The 20,993-nt window shown below is 69.3% G+C and carries 21 protein-coding genes; 8 read left to right on the forward strand and 13 right to left on the reverse strand.

What is annotated here, in order from left to right; translation table 11 throughout:
• Nucleotides 1-25: 25 nt before the first annotated feature.
• The 7 genes from VFZ39_RS02225 to VFZ39_RS02255 form a co-directional block, all read right to left on the reverse strand.
• Nucleotides 26-940, reverse strand: coding sequence for a formylglycine-generating enzyme family protein (locus tag VFZ39_RS02225; RefSeq protein WP_330864120.1), 915 nt, complete (start codon nucleotides 938-940; stop codon nucleotides 26-28).
• Between the two features lie 80 nt (nucleotides 941-1,020).
• Nucleotides 1,021-1,470, reverse strand: a complete 450-nt coding sequence (locus VFZ39_RS02230) for a sulfatase-like hydrolase/transferase (RefSeq protein WP_330864092.1) — start codon at nucleotides 1,468-1,470, stop codon at nucleotides 1,021-1,023.
• A gap of 50 nt (nucleotides 1,471-1,520) precedes the next feature.
• Nucleotides 1,521-2,000 (reverse strand): CPBP family intramembrane glutamic endopeptidase, encoded by a 480-nt coding sequence (locus tag VFZ39_RS02235; protein ID WP_330864093.1) that lies wholly within the window; start codon nucleotides 1,998-2,000, stop codon nucleotides 1,521-1,523.
• A 425-nt stretch (nucleotides 2,001-2,425) separates the two neighbouring features.
• Nucleotides 2,426-4,051 carry an ABC transporter permease gene (locus VFZ39_RS02240; RefSeq protein ID WP_330864094.1) on the reverse strand — a complete coding sequence of 542 codons (1,626 nt, stop codon included), beginning with the start codon at nucleotides 4,049-4,051 and terminating at the stop codon, nucleotides 2,426-2,428.
• On the reverse strand, nucleotides 4,048-4,977 hold the full coding sequence (locus VFZ39_RS02245) for an ABC transporter ATP-binding protein (protein WP_330864095.1): 930 nt from the start codon (nucleotides 4,975-4,977) through the stop codon (nucleotides 4,048-4,050). Before VFZ39_RS02245 ends, VFZ39_RS02240 begins: the two co-directional genes overlap by 4 nt.
• 184 nt (nucleotides 4,978-5,161) lie before the next feature.
• Nucleotides 5,162-5,710 carry a dihydrofolate reductase family protein gene (locus VFZ39_RS02250; protein ID WP_330864096.1) on the reverse strand — a complete coding sequence of 183 codons (549 nt, stop codon included), beginning with the start codon at nucleotides 5,708-5,710 and terminating at the stop codon, nucleotides 5,162-5,164.
• A 117-nt stretch (nucleotides 5,711-5,827) separates the two neighbouring features.
• A complete protein-coding gene (locus VFZ39_RS02255) occupies nucleotides 5,828-6,262 on the reverse strand; it encodes a pyridoxamine 5'-phosphate oxidase family protein (protein WP_330864097.1) in 435 nt (144 codons plus the stop codon).
• 365 nt (nucleotides 6,263-6,627) lie between these two features.
• On the opposite strand from VFZ39_RS02255, the gene VFZ39_RS02260 reads away from it, so the two are divergent.
• Together VFZ39_RS02260 and VFZ39_RS02265 are read left to right on the forward strand one after the other, a co-directional pair.
• Nucleotides 6,628-7,245 (forward strand): hypothetical protein, encoded by a 618-nt coding sequence (locus VFZ39_RS02260; protein WP_330864098.1) that lies wholly within the window; start codon nucleotides 6,628-6,630, stop codon nucleotides 7,243-7,245.
• Between the two features lie 2 nt (nucleotides 7,246-7,247).
• Nucleotides 7,248-8,624: a glutamate decarboxylase gene (locus VFZ39_RS02265; RefSeq protein ID WP_330864099.1), complete on the forward strand. Its 1,377-nt coding sequence runs from the start codon at nucleotides 7,248-7,250 to the stop codon at nucleotides 8,622-8,624.
• Nucleotides 8,625-8,752: 128 nt separating this feature from the next.
• Here the strand turns inward: VFZ39_RS02265 and VFZ39_RS02270 are convergent, their stop codons facing one another.
• On the reverse strand, nucleotides 8,753-10,252 hold the full coding sequence (locus tag VFZ39_RS02270) for an arylsulfatase (RefSeq protein WP_330864100.1): 1,500 nt from the start codon (nucleotides 10,250-10,252) through the stop codon (nucleotides 8,753-8,755).
• A gap of 246 nt (nucleotides 10,253-10,498) precedes the next feature.
• Here VFZ39_RS02270 and VFZ39_RS02275 point away from each other — a divergent pair, with 246 nt between their 5' ends.
• The 6 genes from VFZ39_RS02275 (at nucleotide 10,499) to VFZ39_RS02300 (ending at nucleotide 17,145) form a co-directional block, all read left to right on the forward strand.
• On the forward strand, nucleotides 10,499-11,194 hold the full coding sequence (locus tag VFZ39_RS02275) for a GAF and ANTAR domain-containing protein (RefSeq protein ID WP_330864101.1): 696 nt from the start codon (nucleotides 10,499-10,501) through the stop codon (nucleotides 11,192-11,194).
• A 334-nt stretch (nucleotides 11,195-11,528) separates the two neighbouring features.
• Nucleotides 11,529-13,829: an aminotransferase class III-fold pyridoxal phosphate-dependent enzyme gene (locus VFZ39_RS02280; RefSeq protein ID WP_330864102.1), complete on the forward strand. Its 2,301-nt coding sequence runs from the start codon at nucleotides 11,529-11,531 to the stop codon at nucleotides 13,827-13,829.
• Nucleotides 13,826-14,164: a TraR/DksA family transcriptional regulator gene (locus VFZ39_RS02285; RefSeq protein ID WP_330864103.1), complete on the forward strand. Its 339-nt coding sequence runs from the start codon at nucleotides 13,826-13,828 to the stop codon at nucleotides 14,162-14,164. Before VFZ39_RS02280 ends, VFZ39_RS02285 begins: the two co-directional genes overlap by 4 nt.
• Before the next feature lie 139 nt (nucleotides 14,165-14,303).
• Nucleotides 14,304-15,932 carry an AMP-binding protein gene (locus tag VFZ39_RS02290; RefSeq protein WP_330864104.1) on the forward strand — a complete coding sequence of 543 codons (1,629 nt, stop codon included), beginning with the start codon at nucleotides 14,304-14,306 and terminating at the stop codon, nucleotides 15,930-15,932.
• Nucleotides 15,933-15,994: 62 nt separating this feature from the next.
• On the forward strand, nucleotides 15,995-16,453 hold the full coding sequence (locus VFZ39_RS02295) for an RNA polymerase sigma factor (RefSeq protein ID WP_330864105.1): 459 nt from the start codon (nucleotides 15,995-15,997) through the stop codon (nucleotides 16,451-16,453).
• Nucleotides 16,450-17,145: a hypothetical protein gene (locus VFZ39_RS02300; protein WP_330864106.1), complete on the forward strand. Its 696-nt coding sequence runs from the start codon at nucleotides 16,450-16,452 to the stop codon at nucleotides 17,143-17,145. The genes VFZ39_RS02295 and VFZ39_RS02300 overlap by 4 nt, the downstream gene beginning before the upstream one ends.
• 18 nt (nucleotides 17,146-17,163) lie before the next feature.
• Here VFZ39_RS02300 and VFZ39_RS02305 read toward each other — a convergent pair whose 3' ends face one another.
• From VFZ39_RS02305 to VFZ39_RS02325, 5 genes are all read right to left on the reverse strand, one after another.
• Nucleotides 17,164-17,394, reverse strand: coding sequence for a hypothetical protein (locus VFZ39_RS02305; protein WP_330864107.1), 231 nt, complete (start codon nucleotides 17,392-17,394; stop codon nucleotides 17,164-17,166).
• 29 nt (nucleotides 17,395-17,423) lie between these two features.
• On the reverse strand, nucleotides 17,424-18,671 hold the full coding sequence (locus VFZ39_RS02310) for a glucose-1-phosphate adenylyltransferase family protein (RefSeq protein WP_330864108.1): 1,248 nt from the start codon (nucleotides 18,669-18,671) through the stop codon (nucleotides 17,424-17,426).
• 97 nt (nucleotides 18,672-18,768) lie between these two features.
• Nucleotides 18,769-19,515 (reverse strand): hypothetical protein, encoded by a 747-nt coding sequence (locus VFZ39_RS02315; protein ID WP_330864109.1) that lies wholly within the window; start codon nucleotides 19,513-19,515, stop codon nucleotides 18,769-18,771.
• Entirely contained in the window at nucleotides 19,512-20,141 is a 630-nt protein-coding gene (locus VFZ39_RS02320; protein WP_330864110.1) for a SatD family protein, read from the reverse strand. The genes VFZ39_RS02315 and VFZ39_RS02320 overlap by 4 nt, the downstream gene beginning before the upstream one ends.
• Nucleotides 20,142-20,223: 82 nt before the next feature.
• The gene (locus VFZ39_RS02325) at nucleotides 20,224-20,991 is read right to left on the reverse strand and encodes an isocitrate lyase/PEP mutase family protein (protein WP_330864111.1); all 768 of its coding nucleotides are present in this window, start codon (nucleotides 20,989-20,991) and stop codon (nucleotides 20,224-20,226) included.
• Nucleotides 20,992-20,993 lie beyond the last annotated feature (2 nt).

Below are 20,993 nucleotides of genomic sequence, written 5' to 3' on the forward strand. Positions count from 1 at the left end.
CTCCCTCGATCTCGCCAATCACAGGTCATGCGGGACTAGGACGACTGATGCAACGGAAACCCAGGTGCGACGTCGACGTGTCGACGGCCTGGGGCATGCGTGCCGCCGGTCGATAGCGCCGGCAGTAGTTCGGCGCGCACAGGTGCGACCCGCCCTTCATGACCCTGCGCGGGATGGGCACGTCGGGCATGTCGGGGTCGAAGCTGGCCTCCTGGCGACCGCCCCGCGGGTTCGCGACGGTGCAACAGGCGTGGGACGTCTCGGCATGCGCCTGGTACCAGTCGGTGGTCCACTCCCAGACGTTGCCGATCATGTCGAGGAGTCCGTAGCCGTTGGGCGGGTAGCTTCCGACCGGGGCAGTGCCGCGGTGACCGTCCTCAGCCGTGTTGTGGATCGGGAACTCGCCCTGCCAGGTGTTGGCCATCCAGCGGCCACCCGGGGTGAGGTCCTCTCCCCAGGCATAGGTCGCCCCGTCCAACCCTCCCCTCGCCGCGAACTCCCACTCGGCCTCGGTCGGCAGCTCCTTGCCCACCCACGCGGCGTACGCCGTGACGTCGTCCCACGCGACGTGCACGACCGGGTGGTCCGGCTTCTTCTTCACCGAGCTCCCCTGGCCCTGCGGATGACGCCAGTCCGCACCGGGGAGCCAGGTCCACCAGTTGTAGGGGTTGGCCAGGTCCACGCGCTGGGGCGGCTGGACGAACACGGTGGACGCCGCGACGAGCATCTCCGGCTTGGCGCCCGGGTAGTCGGCCGCATCCGGCGCGCGCTCGGCCACGGTGACGTGCCCGGTTGCGCGCACGAAGTGGGCGAACTCCTGGTTCGTCACCGTGTGCTCGTCGATCCAGAAGCCGTCTACGGAGACGCGGTGGGTCGGTGCTTCCTCCGGGTAGTGCTGGTCGGAACCCATCACGAAGGTTCCTCCTGGCACCCAGACCATGCCGGGACGCACGTGCGCCGGCACGTCAACCGAGCCTCGCTGCGGCGACGAGGCCGAACCCCCACCCACGATGGCGTCCGTCACTCCGCACCTAGTTCCCCTGCCGCTGGGCGGCAGCGCCGATGACCGAGTCCACGATGGCCTGCGGATTGAAGTCGGGCGGGGCCTGGCGAGGGCAGGAACTCGTTGCGGTCACCCAAGTGGTTCTTGCCGATCTGGGCGGTCAGGTAGCCCTGGGGCTTGAGCAGCTCGGCCAGCGTCGGGTCCTCCGGCTGCAGACCCTGCTCGGCCCCCGGCAGCCCGACCGTTGTCAGCCCGGTTCGCATCGGCAGCTGACCGGTGATGAACGCCGCCCGCCCGGCCGTGCAGCTGGCTTGGGCATAGCCATCGGTCATCAGCGCGCCTTCTGCCGCGATCCTGTCGATGTTCGGAGTCCTGGTCCCCATCACCCCGCGGTGGTAGGCACCTACGTCGAACCAGCCGACGTCGTCGGCGAGAATCAGAAGAACGTTCGGCCTGTCCGTCGGCATAGATGCCCCTCACATAGTTGCCCTGCTCGGTGGAGGCGCGAAGGTGCTGCTCATCCAATCGCCACACGGCGCTCGTTGGCTGTGACGGCCCCAGCCTCATCCGTGGACAACCCGGGGCACATCACCCTCGGTGTGTGAGAACCCAACCGACTGCGGTCCGCCCGCGAACAGGCAGCACATCCCGCGAGCACGAGAGCCGGTGCGCGAATGGCACTTCCACCCACCAAGAAGAGCGGGGCGTGCCAGAGCGCCCAGGCCAGCCAGACGGCGGACGCGGCTCGCAGGCGACCCCACCTCGCGAGCAGGTGGTGAGCGAGGAAGCCACGCCAGCCAACCTCCTCGCCGAACCCGTTGACCAGCAGCACGTAGGCCAGCAGGACGAGCAGCGCGGCACCTCGGGCAGCGGGTGCCCCGGAGTACACCCCCAGGCTGCGCCCGGGCACCGGCTCGCCCTGCCACCAACCGGCAGCGAAGCCGAGCCCGCACAGCCCGAGCGTCACCATGACGATCAGCCACCACCTGAGTCCCACTCGCCATCGCACCGCACGTTGCCACAGGTCGACCGGCCCCGGTCGCCCGCGTGCCACTGCGGTGACTACGACGGCGGCCACCGCCGGGCCGGTGAGGCCCAGCAGATGAGTCGGCCATCCCTGACCTCCTCTGGAAACCACGCCAGCGGCCGCCATTGGTATCCACCAGGCCCAGGAGAACAAGCACGCCAGCGCGACATACCACCACAGCCACCGCGCGGACTCGACCCGGCCGTCTGTCGTCACCACGCGCCGCAGTTCGTCACCGTCACCGACTTGGGTCATGGCCAGGCTCTCGACCGGACTGGGATGACCGGCGACAGCACTCAGCGGTCGCTGGAGCCCTCGACCTGGTTCGGGGCGCGAGTCACGGTGCGCCGCGCTCAGGCTGTAGCGACGCTGCCCGTCTGATCGCGTCCCCCGTCTCATGCCGGGAGCGTCAGGTTCCGTTGTCGCAGCATGAGGGTTCCAGCGGCGCCTAGCAGTACGCAGGTCACTCCCAAACCCAGGAGTGGGCCGGAGGTGATCGCGACAGCAGGGGAGTTCGGCACGTGGGTGAACGGCGAGAGGTCCAGCAGCCAGGAGGGAAGTTCCAACGAGGGACCGAACATCGGCCCGACGAAGACACAGAACACCACCAGCAGCCAGGACAGACCGACAGACCACCGCGGTAGCACCATGACCACGGTGACGACCGCAGCGCCGAGCACGCCGATGGCGGGGAGCTGGATGAGCGCCGCGCCGACGATGTCGCGCACCAGCGAGCCGGTCCCCCCGAGGACCTGCCCGGCGGTGATGGCCATGGCTACGCCGAAGACGAGCATCAGCAGGGTCGCCCCCACAAGCCCGTTCACCGCGTACGCGCCCAGCCAGCGCAGCCGGGAGACCGCGGTGCCGAGCACGGATTCCAGAGTGCCTTGCGTCTCGTCGTGACGAAGCCGAAGCATCAACGTCACGCCGTAGACCGCCACGGCCATTCCGGCGACCTGCATCATCGACGCCCAGTAGGCGCCGAGCAGGTCCACGTCGCCGCCGAAGGCGGAGTACCAGTCTGTCGCCGCTCCTTCGAGCCCCTCGATCCGGTCGCTCAACGCCCCGAAGATCAATCCGAACCCGAGCATCCCGATTGCCCAGCCGAGCATGGCGCCACGCTGCAGCCGCCAGACCAGGCCGATGGGGCTCCGCAGCGGGAGGCTCGCGTGGGCGGCACCCCGGCGCTCGGGCCACATGCCCCGACCCACGTCGCGTCGATCGATCAGCACGACGCTCAGCCCGCAGAGCGAGGCCGCGACGATCACCGCCAGAGCCAGCGGCCACCACGAATTGTCCGCGAACGGCCGCATCTGTTGGCCCCAGCCGATCGGGGACAGCCAGGACGGCCAGGCGCTGGTGACGCGGAGCGCGGCGGAGTCGACGGCACCCATCATGTTGCCCAGCGCCGCGAACATGAACGAGACCCCGAGACCGGCGCCGGCGAGACCAGTCGCGCCGCGGGTGGTGCACGCCAGCTGGGAGGTCACCGCGGCGACACCGGTGAAGACGACGCCGACCAGGGCGATCGATGCGCCTCCCGCCAGTGAGCCGGCCACGACCTGTCCGGAGACGGCCATGGCGAGCCCCAGCATCAGGGCGAGCACGACGTTGGTGGCCAGCGCGACGACGACGGCCGCGCTCAGTGACGCGTAGCGGCCGACCACCCCCGCGGCGAGCATCTCCTGACGGCCGAGCTCCTCCGCCTGCCGGGTGTGCCGGATGACCGCGAGCACACTCATCATCGCTGCGAGCACGGCCAGGGTCAGGGCGTCCCGGTGCAGGGTGTAGCCGCCGACGCTGGCGCCCGTCACCAGGCCGAGCACCCGCATGCCGGGGTTCTCCACCACGATCCGGGTGTCGGGCTCCAGCAGTTCCGGGTGTGTCGCGTAGCTCTCGTCGAACATCGCAGTCGTCGCCGCCAGGAACCCGGCCATCCCCAGGATCCACGCGGGGAGCACCACCCGATCCCGTCGAAGCGCGAGCCGGACGAGCCGGGCCGTGCCGGTGAAGCCGCTCATCGCCCCGCCACCTCAGCCTCATGGGTTCCGCCAGGTACCGAGACGTCGTCGCCGTAGTGCCGCATGAACAGCTCCTCCAGGGTGGGCGGCGAAGTGGTCATCGACCGCACCTCGAGGTCGACGAGGCGCTCGAGCACTCGGTTCAGCTCGCTCGGGTCGACGCTGAACTCTGCGTGCCCGTCGCAGACCCGCGCGTCGTGGACACCGGACCACCCCGTCACCGACGCGAGCGGCTTGACGGTGTCGACCACCACGGACGTGCGGGTGAGGTGACGCAACTCCGTGAACGTGCCGGTCTCGGCCGCTCGGCCGGCGCGGATGATCGTGACCCGGTCGCACAGCGCCTCGACCTCGGACAGGATGTGGCTCGACAACAGAATGCTCCGACCAGCGGCACGCAGTTCCTGGACGACCTCCTGGAAGACGGCCTCCATCAGCGGGTCCAACCCCGAGGTCGGCTCGTCGAGCAGGTAGAGCTCGACGTCGGAGGAGAACGCCGCCACCAGCGCTACCTTCTGCCGGTTGCCCTTGGAGTAGGCCCGGATCTTCTTGGTCGGGTCGAGCTGGAAGCGCTCAAGCAGCACCTCACGCCGTGCTGGGTCGAGTCCACCCCGCAGATCCGCCAACAGGTCGATCACCTCGCCGCCGGTGAGGTTGGGCCACAGGTTCACCTCCCCTGGCACGTACGCCAGCCGCCGGTGCAGCGCCACCGCATCGCGCCACGGGTCACCGTCGAGTAGGGCGACCCGTCCGGCATCAGCACGCAGCATCCCGAGCAGCACGCGGATCGTGGTGGTCTTGCCCGCGCCGTTCGGTCCCAGGAACCCGTGCACCTCCCCCGTCTCGACAGTCAGGTCGAGACGGTCGAGCGCCCGCGTCCTGGGCCCGAAGTCCTTCACCAGTCCGGAAATCGCAATCGCACTCATGCCATCACTTCCTTGACCGCCGACGTCCAAGGGGCTCGACCCCCATCTCAAACACACCGCAGTCGGGCAGGAACAGCCAGGGCCGAACGCCACTCAGACACCGGCCGTTGGTCCTCCAAACAGCATGGCCCGCGAACCCACGACCCGTTGGGCGTAGAGGCGCAAGCTACGAGAACGCCTTCACCTACCTGCGCGGCTCGTAGCGCATCGCCACTGCTCCCGAGTCGAACTCCAGCCGGCCGACGAGCTTCAAGTCGACGGGGGTCGAGAGGCCGGCGAACAGCGTAGGCCCGTGGCCCGCAAGCCTGGGATGTACGACGAGCTCGTACTCATCGATGAGTCCGAGCTCGGTCAGCGCCAGGGGCAGCTGCACCCCTCCCACGAACAGTCCTTCGCCCGGCTCCCGTTTCAGCTGCTGTACGGCCTCGCCCAGGTCGCCGCGCAGGAGCTCGGCGTTCCAGTCAACAGTGTCCAGGGTGCTCGACGCGACGTACTTCTTCGCCGCGCTGATCGTCTCGGCGAAGGGTTCCATCCACTCGGGTCGTGCGTCCGTCGTTACGGGCAGCGCCCACGCTGACCTCATCATCTCGTACGTCACCCGGCCGAAGAGCAGGGCATCGGCCCGTTCGAGGTTCTCGACCGCGTGACGATGCAACTCTTCGTCCGCAGGGATGGCCCGATGGTCGCAGCACCCGTCCCAGGTGACGTTGATGGAGTAGCGAAGGGGTCGCATGTCCCGACGGTACGGCGGCGGACGTGGTTCTTCTTGATGGCCTCCCCGGAGGCGTGTGGACCACTCACATGAGCGACCGGATGCCTGTCCAGATACCTCGCGTCTCGGGCCTGCGGGTCAACGCCACGTGCGTCGAGTCGCGGGTGGTACGAGGGGACCGTCACCCAGTTTTCGACCGGTGATCTCGCTCAACCCCAGCCGGATCCAGACGTCGCGGTCGGCCGCCCACTGGGGCGGACCGGGCGAGGAACGCTCCGCGACCGTCAGCGAGTCCTCGGACATCCGCTCGCCCCGCCCCCGGACCACCACGGACCAGCCCTGCCACCGCTCGTGGTCGACGGCGTCCACCTCCAGGAGGAGCGGGGCTCCGTCAGCGTGGCGGTCGAGGAGTGAGCCCGGCGCCGTACGGAGCACGACCGAATCGCCCATGACGGCGAAGTTGACCGGCAGGATCTCGGTCTGACGCGGGGTGGGCAGGACCAGCCTTCCGAACACGCTGGCGCGCAGCAGGCGCTCGCATTCGCTGACGGAGAGGGGACGGAGGGTGGTCATGCCTCGATCGTCACCGGGACGAGCCCTCGCCGGCAGGGTCCTTGGTCCCTGGGCGGGCATTCATCCCTCATGGATGACGCTCTCAATTCCTCGACAGTGCAGCGTGGTGGAATCAATGGAATCGGGAGGAGCAGTCGTGCTTGCCGTGTGTGTCCTGCTCACGCGGATACTCGCCCCTCAGGCGTCCGTGGATGGAGCTGCCCGGCACTTGCGGCGCCGTGCACCCCGGTACACCCTCAGCGCCTAGGCGTGGAAGGCGTGTCTAGATGAGTTGGGAGCTTGTGGACCCAGCGCGCAGCGGTCTTGAGACTCGCCTCTGGCGCCTCAACCTCGCGGCAGCCACCAACTTCGTGCTCGGTGGCTCCTTGTTCGCACTCGGCGCGGTGCTTGCGCAGACAGGTGCCGTCAAGCTGATCGGGGTCAACATCACCTATCTGGCAGGGGGTGTGTTCTTCAGCCTGGGCGGCTACGCGTCGATCCTGCTCGTGATGAGGACCATCGGCGACCCGCGCACCGCCGGTGACAGGGGACGAGTCCCATGGTGGAGCATCCGGCTCCACCAGGAGGCCTGGTCGAGCGCCGTCGTGCTCTTCGCCGGGACTCTTCTCTTCGGACTGAGCCTCGTTGCGGCCTTCGCCCAGGGCCTCACGCCGCGTCAGTCCAACGGATGGATCTGGCTGCCGGACATCCTCGGGTGCGTCTGCTTCCTCGTCTCAGGGCACCTGGCCATGCGCGCGGTCTCCGAGGAAGCCCAAGGAGGCCGTGTCCGGCGGATCGGCTGGTGGGTGGTGGCGGTCAACCAAACCGGCTCGATCCTGTTCTTCCTCGCCGGGATCGCGTCGTTCATCCGACCAGCGACGTCGCAAGCTCTCGACGCGCAGCTGGTCAACTGGGGGACTTTCGCCGGCGCGGTGTGCTTTGCGCTCGGCGGGGTCATTCAGGCCTTCGACACACCCACACCCGCATCGAGAAAGGTTTCATGACCATGACGAAGCTCAGTGACAGGGACGCCGAGGCACTGTTCGGCAATCGGTTCCTGACCGAAGCGGCCCCGGCGACGTCCTTCCCCGACAGCGGGATGCGCCCGACCGATGCCATGCGTCTGGTCGACGAGGACCTCAACCTCGAGGGGGATCCGCAGCGCAATCTGGCGACCTTTGTGACGACCTGGATGGAGCCCGAGGCCCAGCGCATCATCGCCGAGAACCTGCACCGCAACTTCATCGACCATGCGGAGTACCCCATCTCTGCCGAGATCGAGCAGCGCTGCGTCCGAATGCTGGCAGACCTGTTCAACGCACCCGGTGCCACCACGGGGTGCCGGACGCAGGGATCGTCCGAGGCGATCATGCTCGGGGCGCTGTCCTTGAAGTGGAAGTGGAAGGAGCGTCGGGAGGCAGCGAAGCGCTCGACGGATCGGCCCAACCTCGTATTCGGGGGCGACGTCCACGTGGTGTGGGAGAAGTTCTGCCGCTACTTCGACGTCGAACCCCGGATCGTTCCGCTCGAGAAGGGTAAGTACACGATCGGCCCCGAGGACGTCGAGCCACAGCTCGACGAGAACACGATCGGTGTCGCAGCCGTCCTCGGCACGACGTTCACCGGGCACAAGGACGACATCGTGGGGATCAACCAGCTGCTGGTCGACGCGAAGAGTGAGCGGGGCCTCGACATCCCCCTCCACGTCGACGGCGCCAGCGGTGCGTTCGTGTGGCCGTTCCTGTATCCCGACTCCGCATGGGACTTCCGGCTCGAGCAGGTCCGTTCGATCAACGTTTCCGGTCACAAGTACGGGCTCGTCTACCCGGGGATCGGTTGGCTCATCTTCCGCGAGGAGTCCGACCTCGCTGAGGACCTCGTCTTCTACGAGAACTATCTGGGCAAGACCGACGCGACCTTCACGCTGAACTTCTCCACGGGTGCGGCCATGGTGCTGGCGCAGTACTACAACTTCGTCCGGCTCGGGCGTGAGGGGTACACCTACGTGATGAGGCAGATGCAGCAGAACGCTGACGCGCTTGCGGCGAACCTGCGCGAGACCGGTCGCTTCGAGGTCATCGATGACGGTACGGAACAGCTGCCCCTGGTCGCCTTCCGGCTCGCGGGCGGCCACGCTTCGTACGACGAGTCCGACGTCGCCTGGCAGCTGTCTGCCGAGCGGGGCTGGATGGTGCCGGCCTACACGCTTCCCCCGAACGCCCAGGAGGTGAAGATCATGCGCGCGCTGGTCAAGGAGACAATGAGTCGCGAACAGGTCGAACGGCTGACCCGCGACCTCCTCGATGCTTGCGCGACGCTGGACCACAAAGGGGGCGTGGCGCATGTCGAACGTCAGCAGACCAAGGTGGGTACGGGGTACTGACACGCCGCCCAGCGACAGCCGTGGCTCGCCTGACCACCGGTCTTCTCCTAGCGGGGGACGAAGACCGTGTGCCAGTCATGCGCCATGCTGCGTACCAGGTGTCGAACGGGTCACCGAAGCCACCGGCGTCAGTGACTTCCGACGCCGGCTTTCAGCTTTTCCATCATCGACGTGATGCTGAAGTCGGCCGGCTCCTGGCGGGGCGGAAACTCCGCCAACGTCTTCAAGGTGCGTGCGACGAAGGCTTGGGCGGGGACGACGGCCCACGCGTGGTCGAGCAGCCAGTCGTAGTACGTGTTGGACGTGATGTCTGCCCGCTCGTACGGGTCGGTCCGCAGGTTGAAGATCTTGGGGACCCGGAGCACGGTGTACGGCTCTGCCCAGACGTTCAGCGTGCCCTGAGCCCGCTGCTCGAGGAAGACGAACTTCCAGTTGTCGTAGCGGAGCGCGGTCAGGTCACCGTCGTCGGACACGTAGAAGAAGTGTTGACGAGGACTCGACTCGGAGGCACCGGTGAAGTAGTCGAGCTGGTTGTGCCCGTCCAGGTGCACCCGATAGGTGGTGCCGGCGAGATCGGTTCCCTGCTTCAGCCGTTCGGCCACGTCGGTGTCCCCCGCCGCGGCCAACAGCGTGACGAACCAGTCGTTGTGAGACACGATGCCGTTCAGCACCTGCCCCGCAGGGATCCTGCCCGGCCACCGCACCATGGCGGGTACCCGGTACGCGCCCTCCCAGTTGGAGTTCTTCTCGTTACGGAACGGTGTCATGCCGCCGTCGGGCCAGGTGTTCATGTGCGGCCCGTTGTCGGTGGAGTAGACGACGATCGTGTCCTCTGCGAGACCGTGGTCGTCGAGGAACTGCAGGACCTCGCCGACCAGCTCGTCGTGGTCACACATCGTGTCGTGGTACGCCGACTGCCAGCGGCCCGCCTTGCCGCGGCTGCCGTCCTTCACATGTGTCCGGAAGTGCATGTGGGTGGTGTTCAGCCAGACGAAGAACGGGGTGTCCGCGGCCTTGGCGTCGGACATGAAGCGCAGTGCCTCCGGCACGACCTCCTCGTCGATGGTCTTCATGCGCTCCTTGGTGAGGGGTCCGGTGTCCTCGATCCGCTGGGTGCCGTCACCGTTCGCCCAGGCATGGATGACGCCGCGCGGCCCGAAGTTCTTGCGGAAGTCAGGGAACGCTTCATCGGTCGGATAGTCGTCGAGCTCCGGTTCCTCCTCCGCGTTGAGGTGGTAGAGGTTCCCGAAGAACTCGTCGAACCCGTGCAGCGTGGGCAGGAACTCGTCACGGTCCCCGAAGTGGTTCTTCCCGAACTGCCCGGTGGTGTAGCCCAGCGCCTTCAGGGCGGTCGCGATGGTGGGGTCCTCGGCGCGCAGACCGATGTCCGCGCCCGGCATGCCGACCTTGGTCAGTCCGGTGCGGTAAGGGTTCTGGCCAGTGATGAAAGCCGCGCGGCCAGCGGTACAGCTCTGCTCGCCGTAGTAGTCGGTGAAGCGAGCGCCCTCCGCCGCGATCCGGTCGATGTTGGGTGTCCGATAGCCCATGAGTCCCTCGCTGTAACAGCTCAGGTTGCTGATCCCGATGTCATCGCCCCAGATGATCAGGATGTTCGGCCTGTCCGTCATGGACCCTCCTCGGTCTTCGGCACGAGCACGCAAGGGCCCGTCCTCGCGAACGTATGGCCGAACCCTGGCCGTCACATCACCCGCGGCGTGGGAGGCCGTAGACGACGGCGTCGAGGAGCGCGGCCGCCGACAGTCCCGGGCGCGGGTCGATCCGACGCATTCGCCACCCGGCGGTTATGGTTTCCCCAGTCTTCGTCGAGCAGGTGGCGTCGATCCTTGATGGCCCTACCCCGGAGATAGAACGATATGCCCCTGAATGAGCTGGCCGAAGCGGTCGGTGCGTCGGCCGACGCCTTCGTGGAACCGGCGCGTCTCGACGAGACGCTGCGGTCGATACTGGATTCGGCACTTGAGTCGATCAAGGGATTCGACCGCGCCGGCCTGCTGATCAGCGTCAAGGGCAGGCTCTCCGAGCGCGCGTGGACGGACGAGGTCGCGCAGCAGCTCGACGGCCTTCAGGCCCAGGCGAAGCAAGGACCTGCGGTGGAGGTCCTCAAGGGGCCTCAGGCGGTGGTCGTCCCCGACCTCCGGCACGAGCAGCGGTGGCCGCGGTACACACCCCGGGCCGTGCAGCTCGGCGCCGTCGCGCAGATCTCGGCGCGGATGCAGCTCGACCGGACCGGCACCCTCGGCAGCCTCAACCTCTACGCCGCAACAGAGCCGGCGCTGGACGACGAGGCGCGCTCCCTCGCAGAGGTCTTCGCCGCCCAGGCGGCGGTGGCGATCGGGGGCGCGGCCGTGGTCACGAACCTGACCGAGGCGATGGAGACCCGCAAGGTCATCGGCCAGGCGACCGGCATCCTGATGGAGCGCTACCGGATCGACGAGGCGCACGCCTTCGCCTACCTCCGACGCGAGTCGAGTCACCGCAACGTCAAGCTGCGGGAGATCGCGAAGGAGATCGTGCAGAGCCTCCCCGGAGGGGGCCGGGCGGCCACGTAGCCGTTCGCCCCGCAGACGAGAACTTCCTGGTTTCTGCGTCACGGTTCCGTCGGGAGCCCGTCTCACCTGAAAGCGAAGCGGCCCCCGACACCAATTGCCGTGGTGTCGGAGGCGCTTCGGCTGAACGGTCACGGGTGGGACCAAGAACCGTTCGGTACGTCGCTCCTGGCGGTGGGTGGGGACGAGCAACGCTCGTGGAAACCCATCACTGTGAGCGACGCGTGCCGTCGAAAGGCTACCAGCGCCCGGCGCCGCGGCACGACGGAATCGTCCACGGCGCTAGACCGGCCGAGATCGTCGACGACGACGGCGCGACGCGGTCTAGCATCGGCCCATGTCACTCCCGGCCGGCACGGGAACGGTGCTGACGAGTGCGGCCCCGCGATTCCCCGAGGCAGCGATCTCGGCCCTCGTCCGCGACGCGTACGACGTCGAGGGGAGCGTCCTCCAGCCCTTGAACTCCGAGCGGGACCAGGTCGTCCTGTTCGGCGGTGACCGACGGCAGCTCGTCGTGAAGCTCTCCAACGAGTCGGAGTCCGCGACCAACATCGACCTGGAGGAGTCAGCGGCCCGGTGGGCCGTCGCCGCGGACCCGGGGCTCCCGCTCAGCACCCCGCTGCCCGTGCGCGGGGCGGCCGTCGGCCACTCCGTCGTACAACACCCGGACAGCGGGGCGACGCACTTCCTCCGCGCCTACGACCGGCTTCCTGGTCGGGCGAGTCTCGACGGCGCCGCGCTGGACGCGCCCACCGTGATCGCCTACGGGGCGATGACGGCTAGGACCGGGCGGGCCCTGCGCGGGTTCTTCCACCCGGCCGCCGGGCGTCGCGTGCTCTGGCACGTCGAGGAGCGCGAGAACACCCGCCGGCTGAGCCACCACATCGCTGACCCTTCCGTTCGGGGCCTGGTCGAGACGGCCTTCGACCGCTTCGAGGAACGGGTCGGAGCCAGCTGGGGAGAGCTGCGCGCTCAGGTGGTGCACGGCGACCTCACTCTCGACAACGTCCTCATCGACGGCTTCGACGTGACGGGCGTCCTCGACCTCGGGGACCTCACGCACTCGGCCCTGGTCTTCGATATCGCGTCCGCGTTCGGCTCGCTCAGCGCCACGCTCCAGGGTGATGCGCTGTTCCGCACGCTCCGGCTGTTCCTCGACGGCTATCGCTCCGTGACGGCGCTGGAGCCGGCGGAGCTGTCGGTCCTCGGTGACACGGTCGCTCTGCGTGCGGCGGTCACTTTGTGCATCTCGGCCTGGCGAGCCGCCGAGCACCCGGAGAACGCGCGCTACATCCAGGCGTGGGACGACATCTCCTTGAGCCTGCTCCGGCAGTTCGACGAGCTCGGCCACGTGGGCGTCACCCGCGGGCTCGGCGGCATCGTGCCGCCGCCGGAGACGGCTTCACTCACCCGGCGCCGGGCGGGGGTCTTCGGGAACGCGTTGGCCCCCTTGACCTACTCCCGGCCGCTGCACCTGACGAGCGGCACGGGCGCGACCCTCACGGACAGTGACGGCACGACGTACATCGACGCCTACAACAACGTCCCGGTCGTCGGACACGCCCACCCTCGGGTGAGTGGCGCGGTCGCCGACCAGGCCCGGATGCTCAGCACCAACCTCCGCTACTTGCACCCACGAGCCATCGAGCTTGCCGAGCGGTTGATCGCAACCGTGCCGTCCGGCCTCGACACCGTCCTGTTCGTCAACTCCGGCAGCGAGGCGACCGACCTGGCCTGGCGGCTGGCGACCGCTGCCACCGGTCGCAGCGGCGCGCTGGTGACCGAGTTCGCCTATCACGGGGTCACGACCGCGGCCACGGCGCTCTCCCCCGAGGAGTGGCCCGGCGGCTGGTCGCCGGGGCACGTGGAACGGTTCAGCGCCCCTGCCGGCCCGCATCCGGACACCGAGTCCTTCGTGGCGGCAGTCGGCAGGCTGCAGGCGGCCGGTCACGAGCCCGCCCTCCTCATGGTCGACACCGCCTACACCAGCGACGGCATCCTCGACCCGGGGCCGGACTACCACGGGGCGCTGAGCGCAGCGGCCCGCGCGGCCGGTGCGGTCGTCGTCGCCGACGAGGTGCAGGCCGGCTTCGGCCGTACCGGCGAGCAGCTGTGGTCGTTCGCCGGGGCCGGCCTCTCACCCGACGTGGTCACGCTCGGCAAGCCGATGGGCAACGGCTACCCGATCGCAGCGGTGGTCACCCGGGGCAGCTACGTGGAGGCACTGGGGAAGCAAGGGGAGTTCTTCAGCACCTTCGCCGGCAGCCCGGTGGCAGCCGCGGCCGCGCTCGCCGTCCTGGACGTGATCGAGGACGCCGACCTCGTCCGGCATGCCGCAGCGACCGGCGAACGGATGCGGAGTCGGCTGCGCGCCGCCACCGCGGGCTGCTCCGCGGTCCGCGACGTCCGCGGCCGGGGTCTGCTGGTCGGCGTCGACCTGGCCGGGACCCCGACGGCGACCGTGGAGTCCGTGGTCGACCGGGTCCGGGAACAGGGCGTGCTGATCGGTACGACGGGCCCGCGGTCCGACGTCCTGAAGATCCGGCCACCGCTGGTGGTGACCCGGGCTCAGGTCGACCGGATCGTCGACGTGGTCGCGGCCGCGGTGGCTCACACCACGCAACGCCAGGGCCGATGAGCCAGCGTGCACGGCTCGCGGAGGAGCGACGCCGCACCGAGCAGCGGCTGGCCGCGCTCAGCGCTGACTACGACGGAGTGGTCGCCGCGTCCCGCGACACCAACGCGGACGACGAGCATGATCCCGAAGGAGCGACGATCGCCTTCGAACGCTCACAGGTCGGGGCCCTGGTCGGACAGGCACGCGAGCAGCTCGACGAGATCGCAGCCGCGCTGACGCGCCTCGAGGTCGGCAGCTACGGTGTGTGCGAGCGCTGTGAGCAGCCGATCGCCGCGGAGCGGCTGGAGGCGCGGCCGACTGCCCGGCGCTGCGTCCGGTGCGCGTCCCAGCCCTGACGGGTGTGCCCCTGTTCGTCGCGCGGGCCAATCGGTGATCGGCTCAGCTGAACCGCGGCAGTGAGTCCTGCGCGGTTAGTCAGCCGGGATCGGTGCCACACTCACCGCCGCCCGGCTCGGCCAGCGCTACCGTGACGTGATGGAGAGCTACACACGGGGCGAGACCACTCCTTCACTCCTCGAGGAGACGATCGGGCAGAACTTCGAGGCGACCGTGGCCAGGCACCCGGACCGGGAGGCGTTGGTCGAGGTCGCCAGCGGCCGGCGATGGACGTGGGCGGAGCTGAACCGGGACGTCGACGCGCTCGCGATCGGCCTGCATCGCGCGGGCATCGGGAAGGGCGACCGGGTCGGGATCTGGTCGCCCAACTGTGCGGAGTGGACCTTGACCCAGCTCGCCACCGCGAAGCTGGGGGCGATCCTGGTCAACGTCAACCCCGCGTACCGGACCCACGAGCTGGCGTACGCGCTGCAGCAGTCGGGGACCAAGCTGCTGATCTCGGCGCCGGCGTTCAAGACCAGCGACTACCGCGCCATGGTCGAGGAGGTCCGCGGCGACTGCCCCGCCCTCGAGCAGGTGCTGTTCCTCGGCAGCCCGGAGTGGACCGATCACAACGTCCACGACCCCGGGGTGACACTGCTGGAGCTGGTCGACTACCGCCTCTCCCCTCACGACCCGATCAACATCCAGTACACCTCGGGCACGACGGGGCGGCCGAAGGGCGCCACGCTGAGCCACCGCAACATCCTCAACAACGGCTTCTTCACCACCGAGCTGATCGAGTTCACCGAGCAGGACCGGCTGTGCATCCCGGTGCCCTTCTACCACTGCTTCGGCATGGTCATGGGCAACCTCGGCTGCGTGACCCATGGCGCGACGATGGTCATCCCCGCCCCCGGGTTCGATCCGGAGATCACCCTGCGGACGATCGCCGAGGAGCGGTGCACGGCCGTCTACGGGGTGCCGACGATGTTCATCGCGATGCAGAACGCGCCCGGCTTCTCGTCGTACGACCTGTCGTCGCTGCGCACGGGCATCATGGCCGGCTCCATCTGCCCGGTCGAGGTGATGAAGCACTGCATCGACGACATGCACATGGCCGGTGTGTCGATCTGCTACGGCATGACCGAGACCAGCCCGGTGTCGACGCAGACCCGGGCCGACGACGACCTCGACCGGCGTACCGCCACCATCGGCCGGGTCCACCCGCACGTGGAGATCAAGGTCGTCGACCCTGCGACGGGGAGAACCGTCGAGCGTGGTGAGGCGGGCGAGCTCTGCACGCGTGGCTACTCCGTGATGCTGGGCTACTGGCCGCTGGACGAGGACGAGGGCTTGGAGAAGACCGCCGAGGCGATCGACGCCGAGGGCTGGATGCACACCGGGGACCTCGCCGAGATGCGCGAGGACGGCTATGCCACGATCGTCGGCCGGATCAAGGACATGGTCATCCGCGGCGGCGAGAACATCTACCCCAAGGAGATCGAGGAGTTCCTCTACACCCATCCCGACATCGAGGACGTCCAGGTGATCGGGGTGCCGGACGAGAAGTACGGCGAGGAGCTCTGCGCCTGGATCAAGGTCAAGGCCGGGAAGCAACCGTTGGACGCTGACGCGGTCAGGGCGTTCGCCACGGGACGGCTCGCGCACTACAAGATCCCGCGCTACGTCATGGTCGTCGACGAGTTCCCCCTGACCGTCACCGGCAAGGTGCGCAAGGTCGAGATGCGCGAGAAGACGGCGACGGACCTGGGCCTCGACGCCTGACCCGGCGCAGCTGCAACGCTGTGCCCGCCTCGGACGACTTAACGGGTGTGACCCACCTGGACATGAGCGACTCGGAGCTGCCGGTGATCGAGGAGACCTACCGGGATCTGCGGCTACCGCTGTTACGGCTGGCATTCCTGCTCACCGGTTCCCGCGAGACCGCCGAGGACGTCGTGCAGAGCGCGTTCGCCTCGGCGACCCCCCGCTGGCCGGAGATCGACGATCCCCGGGCGTACCTGCGACGGAGCGTCGTCAACCTAGCCAAGGACGGTCAACGACGGGAGTTCCGTCACCGTCGACTGCTGCCACCCGCCCCGGAACCGGTCACCGCCATCCCCGAGCTCGACGAGACCTGGGCGCTCGTACGCCGGTTGCCCCTGACCCAGCGAAGGGTCGTGGTCCTGCACTACTACGAGGACCTGCCGCTCGTCGAGATCGGCCTGCTGCTCGACCGCCCCGCGAGCACCGTGCGCTCGGACCTCCGCCGCGCCCTCGCCCGTCTCCGGAAGGACCTGTCATGACCACGCGACAGCACGACGTCGACCCCGACCTCGACGAGCGGCTGCGTCGCACGCTCGAGGCGGTGGCCGCGACGGTCGACGACGAACCGGTCACCGTCGCGAAGCCGCGCCGCCGCCGCGGACGTGCGATCGGTGCGGGTGTCACGATCGCAGCCCTCCCCCTCGCAGCTGGTGCGTGGGTGCAGTTCGGCCCGGAGTACGTCGACCGGATCCCGCCCGCGAACCCGATCGTCAGCGGCAGCCTCGACGGGGAGCGGTACTGGTTGGTCGACGGCCGCGACATACCGCGGTGCGCGGGCAGTCCGTCCGGGATCGAGCTGATCGTCGAGGAGGACAACCTGGTCGGTCAGGAGTGGAACACCACCGGAGCCGCCTTCGGCTCCTACACGGAGGACGGCTGCGTCACCGGCCGGGGCGGGCCCGCAGACACGTACCACTCCGACGGCGGCGTGGTCGTCTCCGACGGGATGCTCTGGATGGGCGCGCTCCACAGCGAAGTCGACGAGGTGCGCGCGTCGCTCGACGGCGGCGAGGGCTTCGAGGTCGACACGTTCCAGCACGAGGGCGACACCTACTACCTCCTGGAGGTTCCGCCCGGGACGGCAGTCTTCACCGTCGACTACCTCGTCGACGGTCGGCCCGTGCCACCACCCGCCGACGAGCGGCGGGAGCACGTCGTTCCCACCGGGTGACGGACGGGTGGACCGCTCTCATCGGCGGTGGCGCTTCTCGAAGTCCTCGGGCTCGCGGTCGATCATGTAGTTGGGGTCGGCCCGGATCTGCTCGACGACGTAGGTGAGCCAGGCGTCGTCGTTGGTCTCGATCTCGCGCTCGGCCAGCTGCTGTCGCAAGTAGGACTCGAGGTCCTCGGCGGTGCCTGCGTCGTGCGCGACAGACGTCGCGTCGACGGCCGCCTGCAGGTCACGGTCGTACGTGGCCATGGTTCGCCTCCTGGGTTGGTCGTCGGTCGTCAGCTCGCGTGGCCGCCCGGCTCGAGCCGAGCACCGCGCGGCACCTGCCCCTGGGGAGCCACCACGGAGTCTGCACCCAGCAGCGCGATGTCGTCGCTGTCGTCCAGATCGGCGTCGTCGGACCCGACCTGCGCCCCGGCGCCGATCCGGCATCGCTTGTCGACGATCGCGCGGCTCACGGTGGTGCCGCCCTCGACGACCGTGTCGTCGAAGAGCACCGCATCGCGGATCCGCGCACCTGCCTCGACGCGCACCCCCGGACCCAGGACGCTGCGCTCGACGCGACCGGCCACGGTGCACCCGGGGCTCACGAGGCTGTCGACCAGCTCCGCTCCGTCCAGCACGCGAGCCGGGCCACGGGGCGCCTGCCGGCTGAGGATCGGCCACCCGGGTACGTCGATGACGCCCACGTCCTCGCGCAGCATCTCGCGGTGCGCGCGAAGGTAGTAGTGAGGCTGGCCGAGGTCGCGCCAGTAGCCCTCGAGCGCGAGCGCTCCGGTACGGCCCCGGGAGACGAACCTCGGCAGCAGGTGCTCGGCGAAGTCGCCCAGGCCGGAGTCACCCTCGGGTGCGTCGGGCCCCAGCTCGCGATGGAGCTCCTGCACCACGTCGAGCAGGGCGTCGGTCCGGTAGGCGACGATCTCGGCCGCGACCGTGCCGTGCTGCGGGTCGTCGGGCTTGTGGTCGACCCGTACCACCTTCCCCTCCTCGACGGTGACGACGGCGTGGTCACCCGCATCGGTCACGTCGACCTCGGTCGTCACCACCGTGCACTCGTGACCCCCGGACAGATGAGCCTGCACGAGATCGCGGAAGTCGAACCGGTAGACGTGGTCAGCACTCATCACGAGCACGACCTCGGCCCCGGACTGCTCGATCTGGTCGCGGATCCGGTAGAGCTCATCGGCGTTCCCCCGGGCGAAGCCCTCCTCGTCGGCGCCGCCCGTGCCCTCCTCGGGCATCACCAGCCGCAGTCCGCCCCGCGTGCGGTCCAGGTCCCACGGCCGGCCGTTCGCGACCTGGTCCTCGAGCGACGTGCCGTGGTACTGGACCGAGAGCCAGACGTCGCTGATCCCGCTGTGGGACAGGTTGGACAGCGCGAAGTCGACCAGCTGGTACACGCCGATCACAGGAAGCGCAGGCTTGGCACGCTCCCGCGTGAGGACGTCCATCCTGCTTCCGGTGCCGCCGGCCTGGATCAGCGCCAGCACGCGCGGCGTACGAACCGCCCCCTCAGCTCGGGTCATGACTGTACCTCCCGGTGGTGGGTGCCCGCAGGCCGTGACCCCACCCTAGGAACGGTCGGCGGGACGGCCACCACCCCTGCGGGTGCCAGCGCCCTGCTCAGGCCAGCAGCACCAGCGAGCCGAGCGCGAGCATCCAGCTCACGAAGCTGCCGACCAGGAAGTACTCCGTGACCGCGTGGATCCCCGGACCGCGCTGCCCCTCGGTGCGCGCCGCCTGCAGCTCGGGCCACCGCAGCAGCCCCTTCGCCGCGACGACGACCGACGCGGCCGTGAGCTCCCCCGCCAGGCCCAGCCCGATGATGAAGACCCGCTCCATCGGCCCGAGCAGCCGACCGCCCTTGAGGCGGTACGACGGCACCGAGCGTCCCGAGACCCGGGCGGGGTTGACGGTGCCGGTGGCGCGGAGCACCAGGCGCACCAGCACGTTGCCCGTCGACAGCTGCGCCAGCAGCACCCCGACGAGCAGCAGGGCTCGGTCGACGGGCAGGTCGGCGAGCACGGTCAGCGGTGTGCGGCCCAGCCACTCCCCGACGAGCCCCCCGCCTCGGGGGTCGATCGGCGACAGCGCCAGTACCAACGTCAGCGAGCCCCCGAAGACCAGCAGCGGCACCCACGCGCGGCCACCGACGGCGAACCCGCGCGTGACCGCCTGCCCCCAGGCCAGGACGGCGAGCGCGACCATCGCGACGAGCAGCAGGTGACGCACCTCGGTCAGGTCCGACAGCAGGCCGACGCCCACCACCGTGACGGCCCCGACGATCTCCGGGACATGACGCATCGGCCGGACCGAGAACACCAGGTCGGTGACCCCGACCCCGATCAGGAGCAGCGCGGTCCAGATCATCGGGCCCCCAGCTCCTCGTCGGCGGCGACCAGTGCGGCCAGTCCGTCGGCGCGCACCCGCTGCGACACGGCCGAGGCCGTGACCCCCAGCTCCTCGGCCAGGTCACGCTGGGTCCGGCCGGCCAACAGCCCCCGCAGGACCAGCATCGACCGTTCCGACAGCCCGCCCAGCAGCTCGTCGCGCAGGATCAGCATGGCCTCGAGCGTCGCAGGATCCGGTGCCTCGTGGCCGTCGGCGCGCCGGAAGACGGTACGCCGATGCCGGGTCCCGGGCCGCGCCTCCGCCTCGGCCGCCGCCTCGATGGCGTCGCGGGCCGCCCACCAGCCGGGGCCGTCCTCGACCCGCGGGTCGTCCTGCAGCACCTGCACGTCTCCCCAGCCGATGCCGTGGCGCACCTCGACGTCCGGGGCGAGCGCGAGCCGGAGCCGGAGGGTCGCCCGGACCGCGTCATGGATCCGGGCGAAGCCGCCCTGGTACTCGTCACCGACCGTGATCCGCAGCGGCGTGACCGGCTTGAACGACTGGTTGACCTCCAGCAATGCCCGGGTGAGCCGCTGGTGGACCTGGTCGCGGTCGGCTGCGCGTCGCGCCTGGCGGACGTCCCCGATGAGCGTGGCGATCGGCATCTCTCTTCACCTCGAGCGAAGTTTAGCATATTACTTCACTTGTGAAGAAAGTTAGCAGTACGCTGTTGGCTGCCGGCCCGGGTCAGGTCAGGATCCGCATGCTCGCGGGGAGCCCTCCCCCAGCGTGCACCGACTCGACGAGCTCCTGCAGGGCGGTCAGGGCCACGCGTTGCGGATTCGGTCCGTACGACACGCGAGCCACGCCGAGCTCCTCCAACGCCTTCGGCGGCAGTGATCCCGGGACGCCGATCAGCGTGAGCCGTTGCGGACCGAACGCGTCCACCAACGTCGAGACCTGCGCCTCGTCGAGCCTGCCCGGCACGAACACCAGCGGCGCACCGGCGTCGAGGTACGCCCGGCCACGCTCGACCGCATCCGCGAGCACCGCCCCCGGGTCACGGTCACCAGCCCGCACGAAGGCGTCGGTCCGAGCGTTGAGCACGAAGTCGGGTACCCCCTCCTCCGCGGCCACCGCCACGATCTGCTCGACCTGGCGCGTTGCCTCGGGAAGCGGCTTCATCTGGTCCTCGATGTTGGCGCCCACGATGCCGAGCCCGATCGCCCGTCGGATCGTCTCGGGCGCGTCGCCGTACCCGCCCTCGAGGTCGGCTGTGACCGGCAGATCGACCGCCGCGGCGATCCGACCGCACATGTCCAGCATCTCGTCGGCGCTGATGTTCTCCCCGTCCGGATACCCAAGCGTCGCTGCGATGCCGTGGCTGGCGGTGGCGAGCGCCCGGGTGCCGGGGGTCTGCGCCACCACCTTCGCACTGATCACGTCCCAGACGTTGACGACCGTCAGCAGCGTCGGGTCGCGGTGGAGTCGGAGGAAGTCGGTCGCATCGGCCATGC

The organism is Nocardioides sp. (assembly GCF_036374615.1).
In the GTDB taxonomy this organism is placed as follows: Bacteria; Actinomycetota; Actinomycetes; order Propionibacteriales; family Nocardioidaceae; genus Nocardioides.